Genomic DNA, 20359 nt, shown 5'->3' with positions numbered 1-20359 from the left:
TTTAGCGGTTGTTTTGCCGCTTTTGGCATTTAGCATGACGCTTTCTACCTAAAAGCAGTGACGAAACCTACCATCAAAACGCCTCGTTTAACATTTTGACTCATTACTGCTTTATAAAGACCACAAAAAATAGCATCAAACCTTTCGAAAACTTAATGAATAGCCTTTAGAATATTAGCTTACCTTAATAAGGTAACGTCATTTAATTTGAGATACACTCAGTACGACATCTCTAAATCTGAAGCCTTAGACCTGAAGTATTAAACCTAAGTCATTAGAGCTGATTATAAAACATATGATATTTATCTCTAAAAAGCATCAAACAAGGTAATGAGTTTATGGCCACTGGCTATCGCCCTGAAATTATACAACGTGCGTTTGTTGACTTCATTGGGTCACGCTTGCATCCGTTTTGGTCGTTGACCCGCCCTAAATTACGGTTAATTGCACGGCATGCTCTCAATGATGACTTGGTTGCGGTTCAGTTCGAAGGCAATCATGCTTTTAAACGGCGAGCACTTGATTCAGACGGCGGTTGGCATGGTGGTCAACACATCAGTTTAACGGTCGTTATTGACGCCATTTACCATCAGCGCCATTACTCGTTGGTAGGTTTGCCCAACCAATCCTTATCTTTGCAATCGGATATCGACAATAATGAGAATAGTGAAAACAAGCAGTCACAATCGAATATCGTCACCATTGCAATCAAACCTCAAGGATTGGTCTCCAACTATCTAACACAGCAAGCACCACTGGGCACTATATTCGATAGTAGTTTGCCTGGTGGCGATTTCACCTTGGCACAGGCAAAGCTTGATACACAAAGTGCTAACCGCTTACCATCTACGCCGTCATCACTACTGTTTATAGCAGGAGGTAGTGGCATTACCCCAATGCTAGGCCTCATCACACAAGCCTTATCTCAAAGCCATACGGTCACGTTGTTATATTACAGTCGCATGCCACTGGCAGAGACGCCTTTTTTAAAGCACTGGCAGCAATTAAGAGATAGTTATCCAAGGTTTGACTATCACTTTATCAATACAGAAGACCCTAATAGTTATTTGGCAGATACGCGACATTTAAGCGCGGCAAGCTTGTTAGCACTTAGTTTGCCATTGGCAGATACACAGATATTTGTTTGTGGGTCGCAAGCATTATTAGCCGGACTATATGATGCTGTTCAAGCCATTACATTGTCAGATATGGACTCACTGAACGATAGACGGTCGTTACGCGACAATATTATATTCGAACGCTTTGGCAATCTGTCACACGAGCCTGCTAGCATTGGCAATAGTAATCATGAAAGTATCAATGATAAGAACAACACAGAGAATGCAAAAAACGATATAGCAACGCAAACGGTCTACTTGCGTGGTCGACAGCGACAATTCGATACCAATACCACGTTACTTATCGGTGCTGAGCAAGCAGGTATAACTCTCAGTCACGGCTGTAGGAAAGGTATCTGTCAGCTATGTCGCTGTAACAAAGCCAGCGGTGTGGTCAAGAATATTGAGACGGGAAAAATAAGTAGCGACGGCTATGAATCGATTCAAACCTGCATCAATATTGCCATGACAGATGTGGTATTAGATATATAAGATGATTGAAAATCATGAGTCAGATTGTCCAATAAAATCTAGACACTTACTGAAACCAACCCTATGACATTCGATATTAATAGCCTTAGTTAAGGAATTTCTATGCGTTTATTACCGCCTATGTTCACTGCACAATCTGCCGTATCTACATTTTCGACAGATACGAATATTCAATCGAAACAAAAGCTCTATCCAACATTAACGGGTGCGCAGTTACCCAAAGACCAAAGTGACGCGCTAGCCGATGAGTTAAACACGCTTTACCAAAGCGTCATGGATTCATTGGGTAGCGATGATGCGCGTTATATTCAACGTGTACATGCCACTGTAGTCTATAGCGAGATTATCTCTCGTGGTTTACTTGCAGTGGCTGGGCGTATGCCATCGAAACGCAGTCTGGTCGCTACTTGGCTACTTGGTACTTCTTTACTGAGTTTCAGTAAAATTTTGAATAATATGGAGCTTGGGCATAACGTCATGCACGGGCAATATGACTGGATGCAGCATCCGTATCTAAATAGCCAAACGTTTGATTGGGATATTGTGTGCCCTGCGCCACTATGGCAGCATTCGCACAATTATTTGCATCACACGTTTACCAATATCGTTGGCCGTGACCATGATGTCGGCTATCATTTAATTCGCGTGACTGACGAGCAGTCTTGGACACCTAGCGACCGCTATAACCTGTTCAGTACCATGGTATTGGCCTTGGGGTTTGAGTGGGCAGTCGCCTTTCATGATATTCAAATTAGTGTTGATGAGTATGCTGATTCGCCGCAGCTCACAGAGATCATGCGACCAAAATCTCGTGGGTTATTTGCCAAAATTGCAAGGCAGGTCGGCAAAGACCATATCGCATTTCCTACTATAGCAGGGCTGGCGTTAGGTCGACGTAGTGCGATGACTACCCTAAGCGGTAACATTACTGCCAACATGGCGCGCAATTTGTGGACATGGGCAGTGATATTTTGTGGGCATTTCACAGACCAAGCACATATTTACACTGAACTCGATACCAATGAAAGTAAAGGTGACTGGTATATACGCCAAATTCTCGGCTCGAGCAATATTAAAGGTAGCAAGTTATTCCATATTTTGACGGGCAATTTATCACATCAGATTGAGCATCATATTTTTCCTGATATGCCAGCCAATCACTACGCGCGCATATCACCGAAAGTACAAGCGATATGCCGCAAATACAACTTACCCTACAATACTGGCCGTTTTGGTCGCCAGCTGCGTCAGGTCATCGGTCGTATACGTCACTTTAGCAAGCCGAGCGCTGAGGAATGGCAGGCGTATTTACAGTCGCAAGCCTCAGAATCGACTCATGCTGCTAAAGAAGAACAAGATGATGCTCCAGTCATCCGTGGGTTAGGAAAGCATCTTCCCCCCGTCATGCGCCAAGCTTTGTTTTATTTGTAGGACATCGCCAACATAGCCAATTACTCCAATGATTCTTAACATTTACCCTATCTACTCTTACGGTAAAGAGCTATAGATTAAATGACAGAATACGCATAATAAGAATTAGAAGTAGAGACACAAACGATATCTGATAACAGAGACACTTAATAATAATGGAGAGTAGCTATGAGTAATCAAACTGCTGAACAACCTATAAAAATTAGCCACGACATAGAAGCCAAACGATTTGAGACTGCTATCGACGGTCACATTGGCTATATCAGCTATCAAGAGCGTGATGGCAAACTGATCTACGACCACACTATCGTACCGCAAGCTTTAGGCGGACGCGGTGTCGGGTCAACATTGGTCAAACACGCACTCAATTATGCACGTGAGAATGATAAGAAAGTGGTGCCACAATGTTCATTTGTATCGTCATACATCAATAAACATCCGGAATATAAAGACTTGCTGTAATCCAATACTAGCAAATATATTCTAAGCAAGAACTTAGCCTTACCTTCTTTTTTATTTGTTGTCTGCGCTCGTATATTTATCTTTAAATATATGGCAAGATGACAAATACAGGAGCGATTTATGTCTTATAATAATTTATAGGATAAGGCACTTTTACATTTATTCTGTATCGTTAGTCGCACCGTATTAGATGTCATCTAATATAATTTTTAATAAACCAAGTCAGCATAACAATAAAGGTTATTAATATGAGTAGTCTATCTGATAAACAAGTAGATTTGCAGCTAGAAGATTTGCCAGGCTGGCAGCGTGATGGTAATGCTATCGTGAAAACATATCACTTTAGCGATTTTATTGAAGCCATGAGCTTTATGAATCAAGCGGCATTTTATGCTGAAGCACTTGAGCATCATCCTGAGTGGCGTAATACATATAACGTGGTAGAAGTGCGACTCACCACTGATGATACAGGTGGCATTACCAGTCATGATATTCGTCTGGCCAAACGTATGGAATATATTATCCAACCCAAACGCCTATAGTGATACGTGAATAATTTTTGATATGTGAATACTTTGATATTTAAATAAACAGTTCAAAGAAAATTAGCCATAAAAAAGTCCTCATCATATATGAGGACTTTTTTGTTTAACGATTTATTTTTATTTAGTATTCCACGGTTAATTATTACATCTTGCGGCTTACGAACGCGACGATGAATAAAATGACAGCAACAGCTAAGAAAATGTATGCCAAATTAGCAGACAGTCCAGCGACACCGCCAAAACCTAGGAAACTTGCCAACAATGCGATTACAGCAAAAATAATAGCCCAACGAAACATAATCTTCTCCTTAAATAGTTATTGAAAAATCAGAAATAAGACTCATAAGATAAGTATTAATTAAAACTGGAAAATACTGACCAGTACAATCAATAGCTATTATCTATATTTGTCCTGTTATATCTGACATCTCCTTTTTTGTTTTTAGTATTAGTGAAATTTTTAGTATTAGTAATAACTGCTTACGACTTTAGATTAGCAATATTCATCTTCAAAAAACGTTCACTTTGGTAATAAAATCGGTAAGTTATGTAATCTTTGTAGCAAATCTTAGCTTTCTGGCATTTTTCTCTAGTTTTATAGGACTTGTGTATAGAGAGAGTGAGTTGCTTTTTATCCACTACCACTTTCATCATATAATCTGCTATAAACAGTAAGTAGCAAATACCTTTCATTCGTCATCATTACTCTCAATGACCGTTTTTTGCAAAACACAAATGCCAATCATGATAGCCATAGTCAGATATATATTTCACTCGTATAGATAATTTGGCTTAGTCTTGGTTGTGCTAAGTCATTCATCAAGAAACCATTCATTTTAAAGTGACTCATTCAATAACCTATTAAGGATAATAAATATGGATACCAATACGGAAACCTCAAACAACACGCTACAAAGCATTAGTAAGAACCGTCCTTACGCGGTTGTTCTATACGGTGCAACCAGCTTCGTTGGAAAAATTACGGCACATTATCTAACAGAGTTTTTGTCCAATGCTAAAGACGCCAGTGGTGCTAACGTGACGTGGGCCATAGCAGGTCGTGACGAAGCAAAACTGAATGAGCTACAGTCGGAGCTAGAAAGCAAGGTAGATATCATTATTGCTAACAGTAATGATTCGGCGAGCCTCGATGAGATGACCAAACAAACCCAAGTCATCATCTCTACCGTTGGCCCCTACCTCAAGTATGGTGAACCTCTAATTAAATCTTGCAGTACTAATGGTACGGATTATGTCGATCTCACTGGTGAAGCCATCTTTATCAAAGACATGATGGATAAATATCAAGATGCGGCAAAACAAAGCGGTGCTCGTATCGTCAACTCATGCGGATTTGACTCTATTCCATCAGACTTGGGTGTGTACTTTACGCAAACCAAAGCGGAAGAGAATTTTGGCGAAGCTTGCGATGTAATTCATATGCGTGTAAAAGCGGCAAAAGGTGGTCTATCGGGCGGTACCATTGCCTCTATGGCGACTATTTTTGAAGAAGTCGGGAAAGACAAGTCACGTCGTAAGCAGGTAGCAAACCCTTATTTACTCAACGATGATACAGATGCGCCAAACGTGCGCCAAGATAATGTCAGCAAGCCAGAATACGATAGTGAGCATAAGCGTTGGCTTGCACCTTTTGTGATGGCAAGTATCAATACTCGTATCGTACACCGTAGCAATCAGCTGCTCGGCTATGAATATGGTCGTGGCTTCAAATATGACGAAGCGATGTGGATGAAAGATGGGGTGCAGGGTCAGCTATCAAGCTATGCCTTGAGCGCAGGTTTGTTTGGATTTGCCACAGCCATGATGATTACACCGAGCCGTGAGTTATTATCCAAACATGTATTGCCCAAATCAGGTTCTGGCCCGTCTAAAGAAGAGCAGAAAAACGGCTATTTTGATATTCGTCTCTTTGGACAGACCGCTAAGAAAGACACGATTAATACCAAAGTTACAGGTGATAAAGATCCTGGCTACGGCAGCACCTCGCGCATGCTGGCTCAAGCGGCACTGTGTTTGGCACAAGATGTCAGTAAAGAGACTGTTGGCGGTGGTTTTTGGACACCAGCATCTGCGATGGGTGATCAGTTACTTACACGCTTAGAAGAGCATGCAGGATTGAGCTTCGAAGTCGTCGACCATTAATGTCGTTAACCCTATATAAAAGAGATATAGCATGAAGTTTGCTCAAATTAGCAGCTGTAGCAATTTTACTTAGCCTTCTTACTTTCCAATTCTCTTTGAACGACGATAGCTAATAAGAAATTTAATTTTTATTACTCTTCTAACCGTATCTTGATATCGAGGTACGGTTTCTTAGTATTGAGATTTCATAACGATTTTAAGGAAGAGAAAAATACATCGCAACTACCAATACATGCTCCATTACAACAACAAAAATACAGTCATTGCACGATGTCACATGAAAACATCAAGCTGTGAGGCTATTAATTTATGTACTACTGAATTAATGTGAGCTTAATTGGTATTCTCCTCTACAGAGTTTATGACTGGTCAATAGTCAGTTAATAATATCATCTTACTCAATCATGATAGCCAACGTAGCGGTTATCATGATTTTATTTTACCTATATATTATTTGTTAACTATACTAAATATATATATATAAAATTATAAACAGCTCTATGTTATACGGAACAAGTTGTGCGAAATAATATTGAACACTGGTTAGTTTAAGAGTTTTTAATAAGACTACTTTGAACTGGCACATTAAATTTGTAATTCAAGGAATTAATCCATGCAAAAACGTACTTTACCTCTATCGCTACTTATTGGTGCAGCGCTGACTCTTCCAAGTTTGGCAATGGCAGCACCTGCAAATATGAAACCAGTAGATATGCAAAAAGCAGCTGCTGATAGCGCGATGCAAGCTAACGTTGAAAGTGCAGAGGGTGAGATCGCTTCTGCTGAATCTAGCCCATTTCAAATCAGTGAAACTCAAACTATTACTATTGCGCGAACCAATAGTAATGCAGGCATGGCTACGCAAGTAGAAGGCATGCAACAGCCAGGCATGCAACAACCAAACATGCAACAACCAAACATGCAACAACCAGACATGCAGCAACCAGGCATGCAGCAACCAGGCATGCAACAACCAGATATGCAACAACCAGATATGCAACAACCAGACATGCAACAACCAGACATGCAACAACCAGACATGCAACAATCAGACATGCAACAATCAGACATGCAACAATCAGACATGCAACAATCAGACATGCAACAATCAGACATGCAACAACCTATCATCAGATAGTTAAGCAATATCGAATTACGTAAAGCCGTAATATTATGTTGTTCTTCCAAAAATAAAGGGCAGCGGTGAAGTATTAATGACCACTCACCTAACCAATCTTAAGATACTTTATTTTTTGCGAATGACATAAATGATAGACAAAAAAAGGCAGCCTAATGGCTGCCTTTTTTGTCTTATAAAACTTAATTGCCCATTAGGCTATTTCTTAGTTTTGGTTACACCAGCTTCTTGCAACAGTGCACCAAGGGTACCCATCTTGCTAGGCGCTTCAGTTTTCTCAGCTCTTGGCGCTTTGCTACGATTACTGCTAGCATTGCCTTTGTCCTGACGATCACCACGTGGCTTGTTTGGTCGCTTGTCAGCAGCTGGACGGCTGCTATTTGGGCGATTGCTACGAGGACGACTAACTTTCTCATCAGAGCCAGTTTCTTTAACAGTAGGTTTTGCTGCTGAACGTGCTGGTTTTTCAGACTCAGGCTTCATGCTGAAACCAATACGACCACGCTTTTCATCAATAGAGATGACACGTACTGACACAATATCACCTGGCTTGACGCGGTTCATAGGATCAGCGACGAAATCATTGGCCATCTGTGAAATATGAACCAAACCGTCTTGATGAACACCGACATCGACGAAACAACCGAAAGCTGTCACGTTAGTCACGACACCTTCAAGCTGCATGCCTTCTTCTAAATCTTTGATGCTATTTACATCATCACGGAAATTGGCCGTCTTAAACTCAGGACGTGGATCACGTGCTGGTTTAGCCAGTTCGTCTAAGATTGCTTTTATGCTGATATTGTCATCGTTAGCAGCAACTGTAGTGGTATCGATAGTATTTAGTATTCCATCATTACCGATAATTTCTGGTAACGCTTTGCCAGTTTGTGCCAGTAAGCTATCGACCAATGCATAGCTTTCTGGATGCACACCGGTGGCATCAAGTGGATTACTACCATCATGGATACGCAAGAAGCCTGCTGCTTGTTCAAAAGTCTTAGCACCCAAGCGTGGTACGTTTTTCAATGACTCACGACTGTCAAAGGCACCGTGCTCTTTACGATAGGTAACGATTTGTTGAGCGACATTGCGATTGAGACCAGCGATGTGCGCCAAAATAGCAGGGCTAGCAGTGTTCACATCGACACCAACTGCGTTTACGCTATCTTGAGTTACTTTGTCTAAACTATCTGCTAGCTGAGTCTGATTGACGTCATGTTGATATTGACCCACACCAATGGCTTTTGGATCAACTTTAACGAGCTCTGACAACGGATCTTGCAAGCGACGAGCGATAGATACTGCACCACGTACAGAGACGTCCATATTGCCAAGCTCATCACTGGCCAGCTCACTGGCTGAGTAGACTGATGCGCCTGACTCATTGACGATAACAGCTTTGGCTTTTAGCTCAGCATTGGCTGCCAAAATCTCTTTAATCATCGCATCTGTTTCGCGACTTGCCGTACCATTCCCGATAGCCACTAGATCGACGTTATAAGTGCTTAACAATTCATCGATGACTTTTTTGGCTTCACCCATTTTATTATCAGGGGCAAACGGATAAACGGTTGAAACAACAGGCTTGTCTTCGCTATCTAGCATGACATGGCCTTGAGCATCGACAATCGACATTTTGACACCATGGCGAATGCCAGGATCGACACCTAAAATAACTTTGCGACCGGCAGGGGCTGACATTAATAAGTGCTGCAGGTTATTCGCAAACACATCGATGGCATCTGCTTCAGCGGTCAGACGTTTTTCAGTCAATATGCGATGTTCAATATGCGGACGCCATTTGTCTTTCCATAGGCTGCTGGCCGCTTCTGTTAAAAACTCACGGCGAGCGGCTGGTGCAGTAGCACCAACATTGAAATGGCTAATAGCTTTTTCGATAAAGGGTGCGTCTTCGCCTTCAATTTTCAGACCCAAGACGTTTTCTTGGCGACCACGTAGCATCGCTAATAGGCGATGATTAGGCAGACGAGCTAGGCTTTCGCTGTGCTCAAAGTAATCTTTGAATTTTTCACCGACTTCACGTTTTTCATCACTAGCAACGCTCGATACGATACTGGCCGTCTTGGCAAAACCACTGCGCAAGTTGTCTAGCAAATCTAGTGCTTGCGTCCATTCGTCAACGATGATGGCTTGTACACCAGCCAATTGCTTTTCGATATCGCTGAAATCAACGTCAATCTCATTACCACTATCATCGGTAATGCTAGACTGTACTTGATAGTCTGCTAGCGCCTCTGTTGGGGTAATCTCTTGTGTTAGCACCGCTTGGGCAGCAACATCGAGACCAGCAGCACGTGCTTTAGCAGCAGGTGAACGGCGACGCGGACGATATGGTAGGTAGATATCTTCTAACTCAAGCTTAGACGTCGCATTATCGATACGTGCCTGTAGCTCGTCAGTTAAATTACCTTGCGTGCTGAGCAGCTCAGTAATTTTTAGGCGACGGGTGGCCATGTCACGCTCGTAATTGAGAGACTTCTCTAACGCTCGTAATTGTGCATCATCAAGATCCTGAGTCTTCTCTTTGCGGTAACGGGCAATAAACGGAACAGTCGCGCCTTCATCGTAAAGTTTGACAAACGCATTGACTTGAGCAGTCTTAATGCCAAGCGCGCGAGCAAGCTTGTCGTGAATATTCGCGTGTGTGGTTGCATCCAAAACCTTTGCATTTGTCGAGGTTTGAGATGGCGTTAAGGTATCAGTGCTACTCATATACGTATCAATCGTTGAGAAATGTAGTTTTGCATTATAGCAAAAGCTGCATGAATAAAAATCCTTTTTATCTTTTCGTTATTTATAGCGTGTTTTATATCAAAAATCGCCGAATATCATAGGTTCTGTCGCCTTGTTAAACAAACGCATACAGCATTTGTCCTTATGAGTGATGCAATTAGTTGTGCAATCTTATACACTAAAGTATCAATAACTAAAATATCGGTATGTTCTGATACATTGAACAATAGTTTTCAATTATGTGAAGATATTGCTTCTGACCAGTAATTAGATAATGATACTGTTTTTATTCATAATTTTTCACACGTGTTTTACACATGTTGTTATGTATATTTTCTGCTAATAATAATTTTTATAAGAGGATGCCTGTATGCCTGATAATACCAGCCCCGATACTTTGACTCAGCGTATTTTAGTCGTCGATGACGATGCACGTCTGCGCTCGTTGTTACAACGCTTTCTGGAAGACGACGGTTTTGTCGTTCGTACTGCTCATGATGGCAGTCAGATGGACAAGTTAATGCAGCGCGAACTGTTTTCTTTAGTCGTACTAGATTTGATGTTACCAGGCGAAGACGGTATTAGTATCTGCCAACGTCTGCGCGAAGACAATGGCGACATCCCTATCATTATGCTGACCGCTAAAGGTGGCGATGCAGATCGCATTGCAGGACTCGAAGCGGGTGCTGATGATTACCTGCCTAAGCCATTTAATCCAAAAGAGCTATTGGCCCGTATCAAAGCTGTACTGCGTCGCCAAAACCGCGAGCTACCTGGTGCACCTAGCCATCAGCTTGAAGTGGTTGAATTTGGGCCGTGGACATTAGACCTATCGACTCGTACGCTCAAACGTGACGGCAACGTTGTTACTTTAACAACAGGTGAGTTTTCGGTACTAAAAGCTTTAGTACAGCATCCACGTGAGCCATTGACCCGTGACAAACTCATGAACCTTGCACGTGGTCGTGAATGGGGTGCGATGGAGCGCTCTATCGATGTACAGGTATCACGTTTACGTCGCCTGATCGAAGATAACCCATCTCAAGCACGCTACATCCAGACTGTTTGGGGCGTGGGCTATGTATTCGTCCCTGACGAAGCTGAAGTAGAAGCCATTAAGGGTGAATAACCTTTGGCTGATGTCATTTCTTTTAATATAGGCCGTGTTTGATTGTTCACAAACACGTGCCAATATGATGAGTATCTCTGTGAAAAACCCTACTATTTTCCAAAACATACCCTGCACCTTGGTGACAGGGTTTTTGGGTGCTGGCAAAACCACTGTCATTAATCAGCTGCTTGCAACAAAACCAGCTGATGAACGCTGGGCATTACTGATTAATGAATTTGGTCGTATCGGTATTGATGGTGCATTACTAGCCAGCTCACAAGACAACTCGAGTGAGCAAAAGAACATTGCGATTCGTGAGGTCAGCGGTGGCTGTATTTGCTGTACCAGTCAGCTACCTTTACAAATAGCTATCAGCCGACTGCTCAGTGAGCACCATCCCCAGCGCCTGCTCATTGAGCCGACAGGGCTTGCTCATCCACGTGAGCTGATCATGCAACTCAGTGCTCCGCATTGGCAGACAGCGCTGAAAATGCAAGCGGTGATAACCGTACTTAGTGGTGCGCAATGGCAACAAGATAAGTATCGCAATCATGATGGGTTTCAAGCGCATGTCCGCGATGCTGATGTGTTAGTGATTAACCGCTATATCCAACTAAGCGATAGCGAAAAACAGGCATTACAAGCGTGGGTAATCACTTTAAATCCGCAGGTAAATATCATTTGGACAGTATCTGAGCAGGTATCTCATGATACGAGTGACTCATCCAATATCCATCTATCAAAATCAAGCCTATCAGAGTTAGGCATTCAACTGACCAAGCCTAGTCAGACTATATCAAAACAACGCACGATAAATATCGCTCGCCCTAACAAGTCAGTGATTGGCTTACAACCTCGGGTTGGCGCTATATCAGCTGCTTCGTTATCTTCCCCATCGTCCAACGCCCTAGTAGACAATGACGATGAGACCATTACCGATACAGAGCAGCCTTACCGCTATCATGAAACGCAGCAAGACATATTATTGGCAGGATGGCGACTGCCAGCACACTATGTATTGAAAGCTGATGAATTACAGAGTTGGCTATTAAGGCTACCAAGCTGGCAACGCATCAAAGGCGTGGTACATACCTCTGACGGCTGGCTACAGATTAACTTTACTCCTGACAGCTTGACCACGAGCACGGTCAGTCCTCAGGTAGATAGTCGATTGGAAATCATCTTGCAGTTGGATGAAGTTAGTCATGATGACAACGATTCAGCGGTAGAAAGCGATTGTTCAGAAGAAAAAGATAAGACAGCGCTTTCTTCTTCTATAGACTGGGAAGCATACGATACTGAGCTAATGGCATTGGTTCTATAGTAATAGACAAAAAAAGGGCGGACATTGCGATATAAAATAGCAATGTCCGCCCTTTTACTTTTTAGTGTAGTTGACTGTCCTTACTGCCCCGACGATTGAACAACTCGGCAGCTCTCGCCTCTTGTTCAAGTTCTGTCTGACAACCTACGCAGTGTTGAATACCTGGTACGGCTAAACGCCTTGCCTCTGGAATAGGATTGCCACATTCATCACACAGCTCAGCACTATCACCCGTTGGCAGCGAACGTCGTGCCCGTTCCAGTGCATCATTAACGGTCGCATCCATTTGCTCGTGCTCAGCACCATCTCTTGACCAACCACCTGCCATAATTCCATCCTATTTATTATCATTAGATATTACAAATCACTTTAATAACAGATAGATGGGGTTGTTTATAACTGATTACAACCTACTGCTAGGTGCAAAAGATATGTATGAAAGTGCTAAATAACGATATTCCCTAGCAAAAATTGCCCTGCTAATCTTTTGGTTGGAGCTCGACCACTTGCCCGCGTACACCGATGCTGTCATCACTCATCAGACAAACATAGCCTGCCATGATATCTTCAGGTGTTTTTAGGCTCATAGGATTTTCACCTGGGTATGCATGGGCGCGCATGTTGGTACGAGTACCGCCAGGATTGACACAGTTAAAACGCAAGTTAGTGGTGCTCTGCGTCTCCTGAGTAAAGATATCACTCATACCCTCTACCGCTTGCTTTGAGAGCGCATAAGCCCCCCAAAATGCACGAGGATGTGTGCCAACTGTGCTAGACGTAAAGACAATAGAGCCATTATCCGCATCTTTAAGTAGTGGTAGCAACGCTTGGGTGAGCATAAACGTAGAGGTGAAGTTAACTTTCATCACTTGAGCAAAGGTATCGACATCATACATCTCAAGCGGCGTCAGCTGTCCAAGCAGACCTGCATTGTGCAAGATACCATCCAGTTTACCGACTTCTTTGCCAATCAATCCTTCGAGCTGCTGCATTTCAGCATAAGTTGCGCCTTCTAGATTCATCGGTAACATCGCTGGTTGCTTACCACCAAAACTCTCTATCTCATCATACACATATTCCAGCTTGCTACTGGTACGACCCAGTAACAGCACCGTCGCACCATAGCGAGCGTAGGTTAGTGCAGCGACGCGACCAATACCATCACCGGCACCTGTCACCAAAATAGTTTTACCATCTAAACAGTTATCAGATGGCACAAAACAACGAATATCATCATGAGTTAAAGGTTGCTTGGTGTTTTTCATATCTTGTTGGTCAGCCGATTGGTCAATATTTGCGCTCATGTAATTGCTCACTGCTTATCGTTTAATAGGTTGGGATGTTTTCTTACATTGTCTGATTCAGAGTCATTTATTGGATATCACTTATATCCATACCTTTGCTCAATAATTTATAAATAATCAAATTTACCAGATGACAGCAGCAATTTGTTCAATTGCTCAGGTGTCTCGGTAATATAGTCTGCGCCCCACTTCTTTAGGTTTTTTTGATCTTGCGGCGGGATATAGCCATATGCAGCCAAAATCGTCGGCATGCCAGCTGCGTTGCCAGATTCGATATCGCGTATATGATCACCAACATAAATCACACAGCCAGCCGCACCACGAGGTATACCTAGCTTTTCGAGTGCCATATACATAGGTTCTGGATCAGGTTTTGGGCGAGACACGTCATCAGGACAGACCAACACAGCACAGCGTTCGTCCAACTGCATTGTGCTTAATAGTTTCTCTGCCAAATAACGCGGCTTGTTGGTCACGATACCCCATGGCACTCTTTTCGCTTCGAGGTCTGTAAGCACTTCCTCTAATTCAGCGAATACACAGCTATCGACACATATATCTGCCTCATAATCATCCAAAAACTGCTGACGAAAATCAAGCAAGGTTTCTTCACTGACATCGAGTTGCTCGTTATGTCGTAACATCAACTGTACCATCGCTGAGGCACCGGCAGAAACCTGCTCACGTATCTCCGACTCAGGTGGTGCTTGCCAGTTATTTTCGAGGCTCATCTTACCGATGATACGGACGAAGTCAGCAGCAGTATCAATTAAGGTCCCATCGAGGTCAAACAACACTGCTTTTACAAATTGGGCCATAGCAAATACTCTCAAGGTGAATAACAAGATTAATAAAATATGATGTCACAAAAGCAACCGAACACAGTATCAGAGATCTAAGCCATTGGCTTTTGTACAGCAATCATATAATTGACATCGACATTCTGTGCCAGCCAATAACGCTTGGTCAATGGATTGTAATGCAGACCAATGATGTCTTTACGCACAAATCCAGCATTGCCTGCTATTTTATCTAATTCGGCTGGGGTAATAAACTTGGCATAATCATGGGTACCACGATCGAGTAAGCGCAGTACGTATTCTGCTCCGACAATGGCAAACAAATATGATTTGGGATTACGGTTAATGGTCGAAAGCACACAAACCCCGCCTGGTGCTAGTAGATCAAAACAAGCCTGCACAATTGAACTCGGGTCAGGAACATGCTCAAGCATTTCCATACAACTCACCACATCGAACTGACCTGCATGCGTCTGCGCTAAGCTCTCTACTGGAATATGTTGATAGCGCAAAGTATCTTCTAAACCACTTTGCTCTGCATGTAACGCTGCTGCTTTTAGATTTTCAGTACCCAGATCAACACCCGTCACATCAGCACCACGACGCGCCATTGATTCTGACAATATACCGCCGCCACAACCGACATCCAGCACTTTTTTACCCGCTAATCCAATCTCAGCTGACTTGCTAGAGTCGTGGCTTTGATAACTGCGCTTAACATTTTCTTCTATCCAATTTAAGCGTAATGGATTGATTTCATGCAAAGTTGCAAACGCGCCCGTATTGCTCCACCACTCACTGGCCAAATTGTTAAATTTTTCAACTTCGCTAGGATCGACATTGATAGCATTAGCATGGGTATCATTGACGGTGGTAGTCATTTGCTCATTCAAAGAAGGCTGGGAAGATAGAGCTGAACTCATAGCGTTTTTCCTTTATTGTCATTATCATGTACAGTACGCAATTATGCGTTTAATATTAGCATGCGAGCAGCCATTTTGTTGTGAGGACATCGTCACCGATTGTGAAGTGTGGTCACAAACTCTAGCCAATCACCACTTTGAATCGTTTGGGCCGCCACCCTTGGTAATAAGCTCAAGCAGCATACCATTCGGACGACCAAACTCTAAAAAACAAGATCAAAAGCCATAAAAATCAATAATAATGAGTGTATAGAACAATAAGCAATATACCTTAAATAATAGCTGACAGCTTTACAACCATTGGTTAAGAATCGGATTCACAAATACACACATTTTACATTATCATAGTCGATACGCTATTATAGTTAGATTATACTCGACGCTATATCGTTTATACACTCAAAACTATAGTTATAGAAGCCTCCCAACACACCCTAAGTCTCTACATCTCAAGGATAAAGTATGAAACGTGTCATCACACTGACTGGTCTAGCCATGGCTATTGGTCTTGCCACTACAGGCGCACAAGCCGCTGACTATGTCGCTGGAAAAGACTATCGCGTGCTAGACAATCCAGAAAAAATTAGCGGTGATGCTATCATTGTTCGTGAGTTTTTTTGGTATGGTTGCCCGCATTGTAACGTGTTGAATCCACATATGGAAAAATGGGCGAAGAACAAAGACAAAGACGTTGCCTTTTTCAAAACCCCAGCAGCAATGAATCCTGTTTGGGAAACCAATGCTCGTGGTTTCTATGCAGCGCAGTTATTAGGATTCGAAAGCAAAACACATGATGCCATGTTTGATGCAATCCACAAAGATGGTAAAAAATTGTTTGACCAACAGTCAATAAGCAAATGGTATGGTTCACAAGGTGTTGACGAGAAAAAATTCAACAGCCTTTATAATTCATTCGCTGTTGGTACAAAAATTGGTCGCTCACAAGCTGGCGCCAAACGCTATCAAGTATCAGGTGTACCAACGGTTGTGGTACAAGGTAAATATGTCATCAGTGGTCAAGACGCTACTGTACCTAAAATCGTTGATTTTTTAGTCGATAAAGTTCGTGCTGAAAAGAAAAAATAATATAGCTTCTATCTATTATATATAGATAGAAGCTATATTAAGCCATACAAAAAAGCCAATCATTATATGATTGGCTTTTTTGTGTTTCAGTATTGCTGATTAAATATTTTAGCTAGCCTGTAGGTCTATAAACACTGTGTACCTATAAACTGTGGTGTCTATAAACTAAGCCTGACTATCAAGTTTATACGTTCGTTATTTTTTTAGCTGTGACAATATAGCCACTTCACGAATATAACTGGCCAAATCTGCTTTTGACTCTGACATTAGCTCATCATCATTTGTATGCTTAGCATACTCAATCCAAAGCAATAGCTGATACATACTATGGTGCTCAGAAGCTTTATATTGTTTAACAAACTGCTTGAGCGTACCTTCATCATTGATATTGAGACGCTCATACCAGCTCTCTATCTTAGAAACTTGCTCTTTAGGAAAGTATGAATCGAATAGTGCCTTGATCAGCTCATGGCGATTTTCTTCAATCATAAGCTTGCCAACACGTTTGGTCTGACGATTACGCGCATTAGCGCTAGTAATATCGGCAAGTGCCATCAGCTCTGCCATAAAGTAATCACTGGCAGGTAAGGCTTTTAGCTGTTTCTTTGATAAACTCGCAAGCGGTATCGATAACTGCTGTAAGCGCTCATGGGCTTTTTTGAGTTCTGTGCGCGAGACGCGCATATCCTGTTCTTTCCAGTCGATCATAAAAGCTTTCCAAAATAATAAATAATAAAATGAATAGTGTCTGCTGCTATTACCAGCGACTTTTTTCGCGATGTTTAGCCAGCACTTTTACGCCTTTCGGCATAACATCAGCAAGACGACGCTGTAAATTATCAGTGATGAATACGGAACGGTGCTTACCACCAGTGCAGCCAATCGCCACTGTCACCGTATGGCGGTTATTGTGTAAGAAATCTGGTAGCCAACGTGTTAAGAACTTTTCGAGATCGTCGGTCATCTCGGCGACTTCTGGATAATCGGCAAAGAATGCTGCCACTTCAGTATCTAGACCTGTCGACGTACGTAGTTCAGGGTTCCAATGTGGATTGGGCAAAATTCTCACATCGAATACAAAATCAGCATCAATAGGACTGCCGTATTTAAAACCGAAAGACAGCAAATTAATGACTATCTGATTATCGACACCAGTATGCTCGCGCAAACTGTCTTTTAATTGATGGATATTCAGCGTGCTGGTATCAATTCTAATATCAGCATGACCCGCGATTGGTTCTAATAGCTCAACTTCTTTTTTAATAGCCGCTGGTAAATTAAAAGCTATATGCTTTGCATTATCACTATCAATATCCTGCGACATCAAAGGATGTACCCGTCGAGTTGCATTAAAACGTGCTATCAATGTGCTTTCTTGTGCGGTCACATAGAGCACTTGAACAGCATTTGCGCCATACGTTTTTTTGAGCAGATCATGTGTTTGTGCAAAGTTAGATAAATCAGCACGCGGCGTGCGAATATCGACACCAAGCGCAATACGATGAATACCACTTTCGTTGACCAATTTATGCGCTGCATCGGGTAACAAGGACAGTGGCAGATTATCGATAGAGTAATATCCCAAATCTTCTAAGATATTCAATACTGAAGTTTTACCTGATCCTGAACGGCCCGATACAACGAGAATACTAAGTGTATCAGAGGTTGCTTTACGTGCTGCCGGCTCAGACTGATCGTTGTTTTCGCCTTGATTTATATCCATGCTCTACCCACCCTAGTCCATTGCACTTAACAAATCGCCATGTATATATAGTCAATCCTCTATAAAAGAGTGACAGCGTTAACCTCGCTTGAAGTATGACATATACATCTGCACTCGGTTGCCTTGACTCTCTTTTAAACTGAACCAACTATAACTAACAGTAGCTAATCTACTATCACTAATTGATTGTCCAATAAACGCGCACGTCCTAGCCAAGCAGCAACCAGAATAATCAAGTTTTTATTTTCTACGTTAAAAATATCAGTCTCACTAACAACCGAGTCTAGAGTATCAGTTTTTATTTCTAAATAATCAATCGTGAAACCAGCATCAGTAATACACAGCTGGGTTTCTGCTAGCAATGATTGAACAACTTGCGGACTCTGCTCACCAGTCTCTAACCGTTCTGCTAAATACTGCAACGCTTGATGTAATACTGGTGCTATGTGACGCTCAGTAGCGCTTAAGTATTGGTTCCGCGATGATAGTGCCAAGCCATCAGTAGCACGGACAATGGGTGCACCGATAATATCAATGGGGTAACTTAAATCACGTACCAACTGCTGAATAATCGCTAACTGCTGGTAGTCTTTTTGTCCAAAAACAGCAATATCAGGTTGTACGATATTAAACAATTTAGAAACGACAATACCAACACCATCAAAATGTCCTGGGCGCGACTGACCACACAATTGAGTCGTAATATCGCCGGCAAGAACAAAGGTCGGTGGCGGTAGTACTGGGTACATCTCATCAATACTAGGCGCAAAGACATAGTCTGTATCAACCGTGGCTAGCTTTGCAACATCCTCATCAAGTGTGCGAGGATAGCTCTCAAAATCCTCTCCTTCTCCAAACTGAGTAGGATTGACAAAAATACTAACCACTACAATATCAGCATGTTGCTTAGCAATCTTCACTAATTCAAGGTGGCCATCATGCAGGTTGCCCATCGTGGGTACTAAGGCAATACGCGGTTGGCTGCTCTGATTCTCGTTTTTTTGACCACGATAAGGCTGTAAAGCGGCACGCAGTGCTGAGATATGATGATGGATAATAGGCATGATTAAATATTCTTCTATCTATAATCGTAAAACTAACTATTAATTGAATTGATGCTGTTCAGTAGGGAAGCTGCCTTCACGTACTGCCTGCTGATAAAGGGCAAATGCCCCTTCAATACTGTGCGCAGTATTACGCTCATCTGTAAGAAAATCATGAACAAAGCGCGGAACACGGCCGTGAGCCATGCCTAACATGTCATGCATAACCAAGACTTGACCGTCAGTATCTGCACCAGCACCAATGCCAATAACTGGCACGGCAACGGCTTCAGTAACGGCTTTTGCAAGCTCAGCAGGCACACATTCTAATACTAGTAGTGCAGCACCTGCAGCGACAACTGCTTTGGCATCAGTAAGCAATTTGTCCGCCGCTTCATCACCGCGACCCTGAATTTTGTAGCCGCCAAAGACATTGACTGACTGCGGAGTCAGACCAAGATGCACACAAGTCGGCGTGCCCGCTTGCGCTAAGGTCGTCACCAATTCACAAAGCTCACTACCGCCTTCAATTTTGATCACGTGCGCACCCGCTTGCATCAGTTTACGGCTATTAGCAATCGCTTCTGGCAGTGTCACATAACTCATAAACGGCAGATCAGATAAAATAAGTGCATGGCTGTTACTACGGGCGATATTGGCTGTATGATAAGCCATATCATCGACCGTCACTGGCAGTGTTGAGTCATGACCTTGTACAACCATGCCCAAACTATCACCGATCAAAATGGTATCAATCTCTACCTTGTCCATCATCCGTGCAAACATAGAGTCATAGCACGTCAAGCAAGTGAACTTAGTACCTTCTTTTTTGAATTTATTTAAAGTAGATAACGTCGTCATATGACCCTCAATTATTCTGCTGTGCAGCTACTCATTAATATTGTTTATCAGTCATTAACAATGCTAACAATGACTATT

General features: G+C 42.4%; 19 protein-coding genes. 9 read left to right on the top strand and 10 right to left on the bottom strand.

Going from position 1 to position 20359, the window contains the following annotated elements:
* Positions 1–338 precede the first annotated feature (338 nt).
* The 4 genes from I6E83_RS01210 (at position 339) to I6E83_RS01195 (ending at position 4045) form a co-directional block, all read left to right on the top strand.
* Positions 339–1610, top strand: a complete 1272-nt coding sequence (locus I6E83_RS01210) for a flavin reductase family protein (RefSeq protein WP_197099651.1) — start codon at positions 339–341, stop codon at positions 1608–1610.
* A 102-nt stretch (positions 1611–1712) separates the two neighbouring features.
* Positions 1713–3041 carry a fatty acid desaturase family protein gene (locus I6E83_RS01205; protein ID WP_197099650.1) on the top strand — a complete coding sequence of 443 codons (1329 nt, stop codon included), beginning with the start codon at positions 1713–1715 and terminating at the stop codon, positions 3039–3041.
* 168 nt (positions 3042–3209) lie between these two features.
* Positions 3210–3503, top strand: coding sequence for a GNAT family N-acetyltransferase (locus I6E83_RS01200; RefSeq protein WP_110921997.1), 294 nt, complete (start codon positions 3210–3212; stop codon positions 3501–3503).
* A gap of 248 nt (positions 3504–3751) precedes the next feature.
* The gene (locus I6E83_RS01195; RefSeq protein WP_110921998.1) at positions 3752–4045 is read left to right on the top strand and encodes a 4a-hydroxytetrahydrobiopterin dehydratase; all 294 of its coding nucleotides are present in this window, start codon (positions 3752–3754) and stop codon (positions 4043–4045) included.
* A 145-nt stretch (positions 4046–4190) separates the two neighbouring features.
* Here I6E83_RS01195 and I6E83_RS01190 read toward each other — a convergent pair whose 3' ends face one another.
* Positions 4191–4346: a DUF1328 domain-containing protein gene (locus I6E83_RS01190; protein WP_082624527.1), complete on the bottom strand. Its 156-nt coding sequence runs from the start codon at positions 4344–4346 to the stop codon at positions 4191–4193.
* A 578-nt stretch (positions 4347–4924) separates the two neighbouring features.
* On the opposite strand from I6E83_RS01190, the gene I6E83_RS01185 reads away from it, so the two are divergent.
* Together I6E83_RS01185 and I6E83_RS14810 are read left to right on the top strand one after the other, a co-directional pair.
* Complete coding sequence (locus I6E83_RS01185) at positions 4925–6211, top strand: saccharopine dehydrogenase family protein (RefSeq protein WP_110922000.1); 1287 nt, start codon at positions 4925–4927, stop codon at positions 6209–6211.
* Positions 6212–6824: 613 nt separating this feature from the next.
* The gene (locus I6E83_RS14810; RefSeq protein WP_265091195.1) at positions 6825–7349 is read left to right on the top strand and encodes a hypothetical protein; all 525 of its coding nucleotides are present in this window, start codon (positions 6825–6827) and stop codon (positions 7347–7349) included.
* A gap of 198 nt (positions 7350–7547) precedes the next feature.
* Here I6E83_RS14810 and I6E83_RS01175 read toward each other — a convergent pair whose 3' ends face one another.
* Entirely contained in the window at positions 7548–10085 is a 2538-nt protein-coding gene (locus tag I6E83_RS01175; RefSeq protein ID WP_197099648.1) for a Tex family protein, read from the bottom strand.
* A gap of 391 nt (positions 10086–10476) precedes the next feature.
* Here I6E83_RS01175 and ompR point away from each other — a divergent pair, with 391 nt between their 5' ends.
* The gene (gene ompR / locus I6E83_RS01170; protein ID WP_197099647.1) at positions 10477–11235 is read left to right on the top strand and encodes a two-component system response regulator OmpR; all 759 of its coding nucleotides are present in this window, start codon (positions 10477–10479) and stop codon (positions 11233–11235) included.
* Positions 11236–11314: 79 nt separating this feature from the next.
* Positions 11315–12541 carry a GTP-binding protein gene (locus I6E83_RS01165; RefSeq protein WP_320158373.1) on the top strand — a complete coding sequence of 409 codons (1227 nt, stop codon included), beginning with the start codon at positions 11315–11317 and terminating at the stop codon, positions 12539–12541.
* Positions 12542–12602: 61 nt separating this feature from the next.
* On the opposite strand, the gene I6E83_RS01160 is transcribed toward I6E83_RS01165, so the two are convergent.
* From I6E83_RS01160 to ubiG, 4 genes are all read right to left on the bottom strand, one after another.
* Positions 12603–12869 carry a DksA/TraR family C4-type zinc finger protein gene (locus tag I6E83_RS01160; RefSeq protein ID WP_197099646.1) on the bottom strand — a complete coding sequence of 89 codons (267 nt, stop codon included), beginning with the start codon at positions 12867–12869 and terminating at the stop codon, positions 12603–12605.
* 151 nt (positions 12870–13020) lie between these two features.
* Positions 13021–13806, bottom strand: coding sequence for a YciK family oxidoreductase (locus I6E83_RS01155; RefSeq protein WP_110922217.1), 786 nt, complete (start codon positions 13804–13806; stop codon positions 13021–13023).
* Positions 13807–13952: 146 nt separating this feature from the next.
* Entirely contained in the window at positions 13953–14663 is a 711-nt protein-coding gene (locus tag I6E83_RS01150) for an HAD family hydrolase (RefSeq protein ID WP_197099645.1), read from the bottom strand.
* 77 nt (positions 14664–14740) lie between these two features.
* On the bottom strand, positions 14741–15568 hold the full coding sequence (gene ubiG / locus I6E83_RS01145) for a bifunctional 2-polyprenyl-6-hydroxyphenol methylase/3-demethylubiquinol 3-O-methyltransferase UbiG (protein WP_197099644.1): 828 nt from the start codon (positions 15566–15568) through the stop codon (positions 14741–14743).
* Between the two features lie 462 nt (positions 15569–16030).
* Here ubiG and I6E83_RS01140 point away from each other — a divergent pair, with 462 nt between their 5' ends.
* Positions 16031–16654 carry a thiol:disulfide interchange protein DsbA/DsbL gene (locus I6E83_RS01140; RefSeq protein WP_197099643.1) on the top strand — a complete coding sequence of 208 codons (624 nt, stop codon included), beginning with the start codon at positions 16031–16033 and terminating at the stop codon, positions 16652–16654.
* Positions 16655–16849: 195 nt separating this feature from the next.
* Here I6E83_RS01140 and yjgA read toward each other — a convergent pair whose 3' ends face one another.
* The 4 genes from yjgA to panB all read right to left on the bottom strand — a co-directional run bounded on the left by yjgA (position 16850) and on the right by panB (position 20281).
* Positions 16850–17362 carry a ribosome biogenesis factor YjgA gene (gene yjgA, locus I6E83_RS01135; RefSeq protein ID WP_110922009.1) on the bottom strand — a complete coding sequence of 171 codons (513 nt, stop codon included), beginning with the start codon at positions 17360–17362 and terminating at the stop codon, positions 16850–16852.
* A 49-nt stretch (positions 17363–17411) separates the two neighbouring features.
* Positions 17412–18377, bottom strand: coding sequence for an RNase adapter RapZ (gene rapZ / locus I6E83_RS01130; RefSeq protein WP_197099642.1), 966 nt, complete (start codon positions 18375–18377; stop codon positions 17412–17414).
* Between the two features lie 164 nt (positions 18378–18541).
* The gene (gene panC / locus I6E83_RS01125) at positions 18542–19441 is read right to left on the bottom strand and encodes a pantoate--beta-alanine ligase (protein ID WP_197099641.1); all 900 of its coding nucleotides are present in this window, start codon (positions 19439–19441) and stop codon (positions 18542–18544) included.
* A gap of 39 nt (positions 19442–19480) precedes the next feature.
* Positions 19481–20281: a 3-methyl-2-oxobutanoate hydroxymethyltransferase gene (gene panB / locus I6E83_RS01120; RefSeq protein ID WP_197099640.1), complete on the bottom strand. Its 801-nt coding sequence runs from the start codon at positions 20279–20281 to the stop codon at positions 19481–19483.
* Positions 20282–20359 lie beyond the last annotated feature (78 nt).

Source organism: Psychrobacter sp. SZ93C1, assembly GCF_015864635.1.
GTDB lineage: Bacteria > Pseudomonadota > Gammaproteobacteria > Pseudomonadales > Moraxellaceae > Psychrobacter > Psychrobacter fozii.
Note: the sequence above shows the minus strand (reverse complement) of the source record. Positions and strands in the feature narration are given on the sequence as shown.

Bases quoted from the DNA above. Each gene is read 5' to 3' on its own strand.
- I6E83_RS01210 (WP_197099651.1), top strand. From the start codon at position 339: ATGGCCACTGGCTATCGCCCTGAAATTATACAACGTGCGTTTGTTGAC.
- I6E83_RS01205 (WP_197099650.1), top strand. From the start codon at position 1,713: ATGCGTTTATTACCGCCTATGTTCACTGCACAATCTGCCGTATCTACA.
- I6E83_RS01200 (WP_110921997.1), top strand. From the start codon at position 3,210: ATGAGTAATCAAACTGCTGAACAACCTATAAAAATTAGCCACGACATA.
- I6E83_RS01195 (WP_110921998.1), top strand. From the start codon at position 3,752: ATGAGTAGTCTATCTGATAAACAAGTAGATTTGCAGCTAGAAGATTTG.
- I6E83_RS01190 (WP_082624527.1), bottom strand. From the start codon at position 4,346: ATGTTTCGTTGGGCTATTATTTTTGCTGTAATCGCATTGTTGGCAAGT.
- I6E83_RS01185 (WP_110922000.1), top strand. From the start codon at position 4,925: ATGGATACCAATACGGAAACCTCAAACAACACGCTACAAAGCATTAGT.
- I6E83_RS14810 (WP_265091195.1), top strand. From the start codon at position 6,825: ATGCAAAAACGTACTTTACCTCTATCGCTACTTATTGGTGCAGCGCTG.
- I6E83_RS01175 (WP_197099648.1), bottom strand. From the start codon at position 10,085: ATGAGTAGCACTGATACCTTAACGCCATCTCAAACCTCGACAAATGCA.
- ompR (WP_197099647.1), top strand. From the start codon at position 10,477: ATGCCTGATAATACCAGCCCCGATACTTTGACTCAGCGTATTTTAGTC.
- I6E83_RS01160 (WP_197099646.1), bottom strand. From the start codon at position 12,869: ATGGCAGGTGGTTGGTCAAGAGATGGTGCTGAGCACGAGCAAATGGAT.
- I6E83_RS01155 (WP_110922217.1), bottom strand. From the start codon at position 13,806: ATGAAAAACACCAAGCAACCTTTAACTCATGATGATATTCGTTGTTTT.
- I6E83_RS01150 (WP_197099645.1), bottom strand. From the start codon at position 14,663: ATGGCCCAATTTGTAAAAGCAGTGTTGTTTGACCTCGATGGGACCTTA.
- ubiG (WP_197099644.1), bottom strand. From the start codon at position 15,568: ATGAGTTCAGCTCTATCTTCCCAGCCTTCTTTGAATGAGCAAATGACT.
- I6E83_RS01140 (WP_197099643.1), top strand. From the start codon at position 16,031: ATGAAACGTGTCATCACACTGACTGGTCTAGCCATGGCTATTGGTCTT.
- yjgA (WP_110922009.1), bottom strand. From the start codon at position 17,362: ATGATCGACTGGAAAGAACAGGATATGCGCGTCTCGCGCACAGAACTC.
- rapZ (WP_197099642.1), bottom strand. From the start codon at position 18,377: ATGGATATAAATCAAGGCGAAAACAACGATCAGTCTGAGCCGGCAGCA.
- panC (WP_197099641.1), bottom strand. From the start codon at position 19,441: ATGCCTATTATCCATCATCATATCTCAGCACTGCGTGCCGCTTTACAG.
- panB (WP_197099640.1), bottom strand. From the start codon at position 20,281: ATGACGACGTTATCTACTTTAAATAAATTCAAAAAAGAAGGTACTAAG.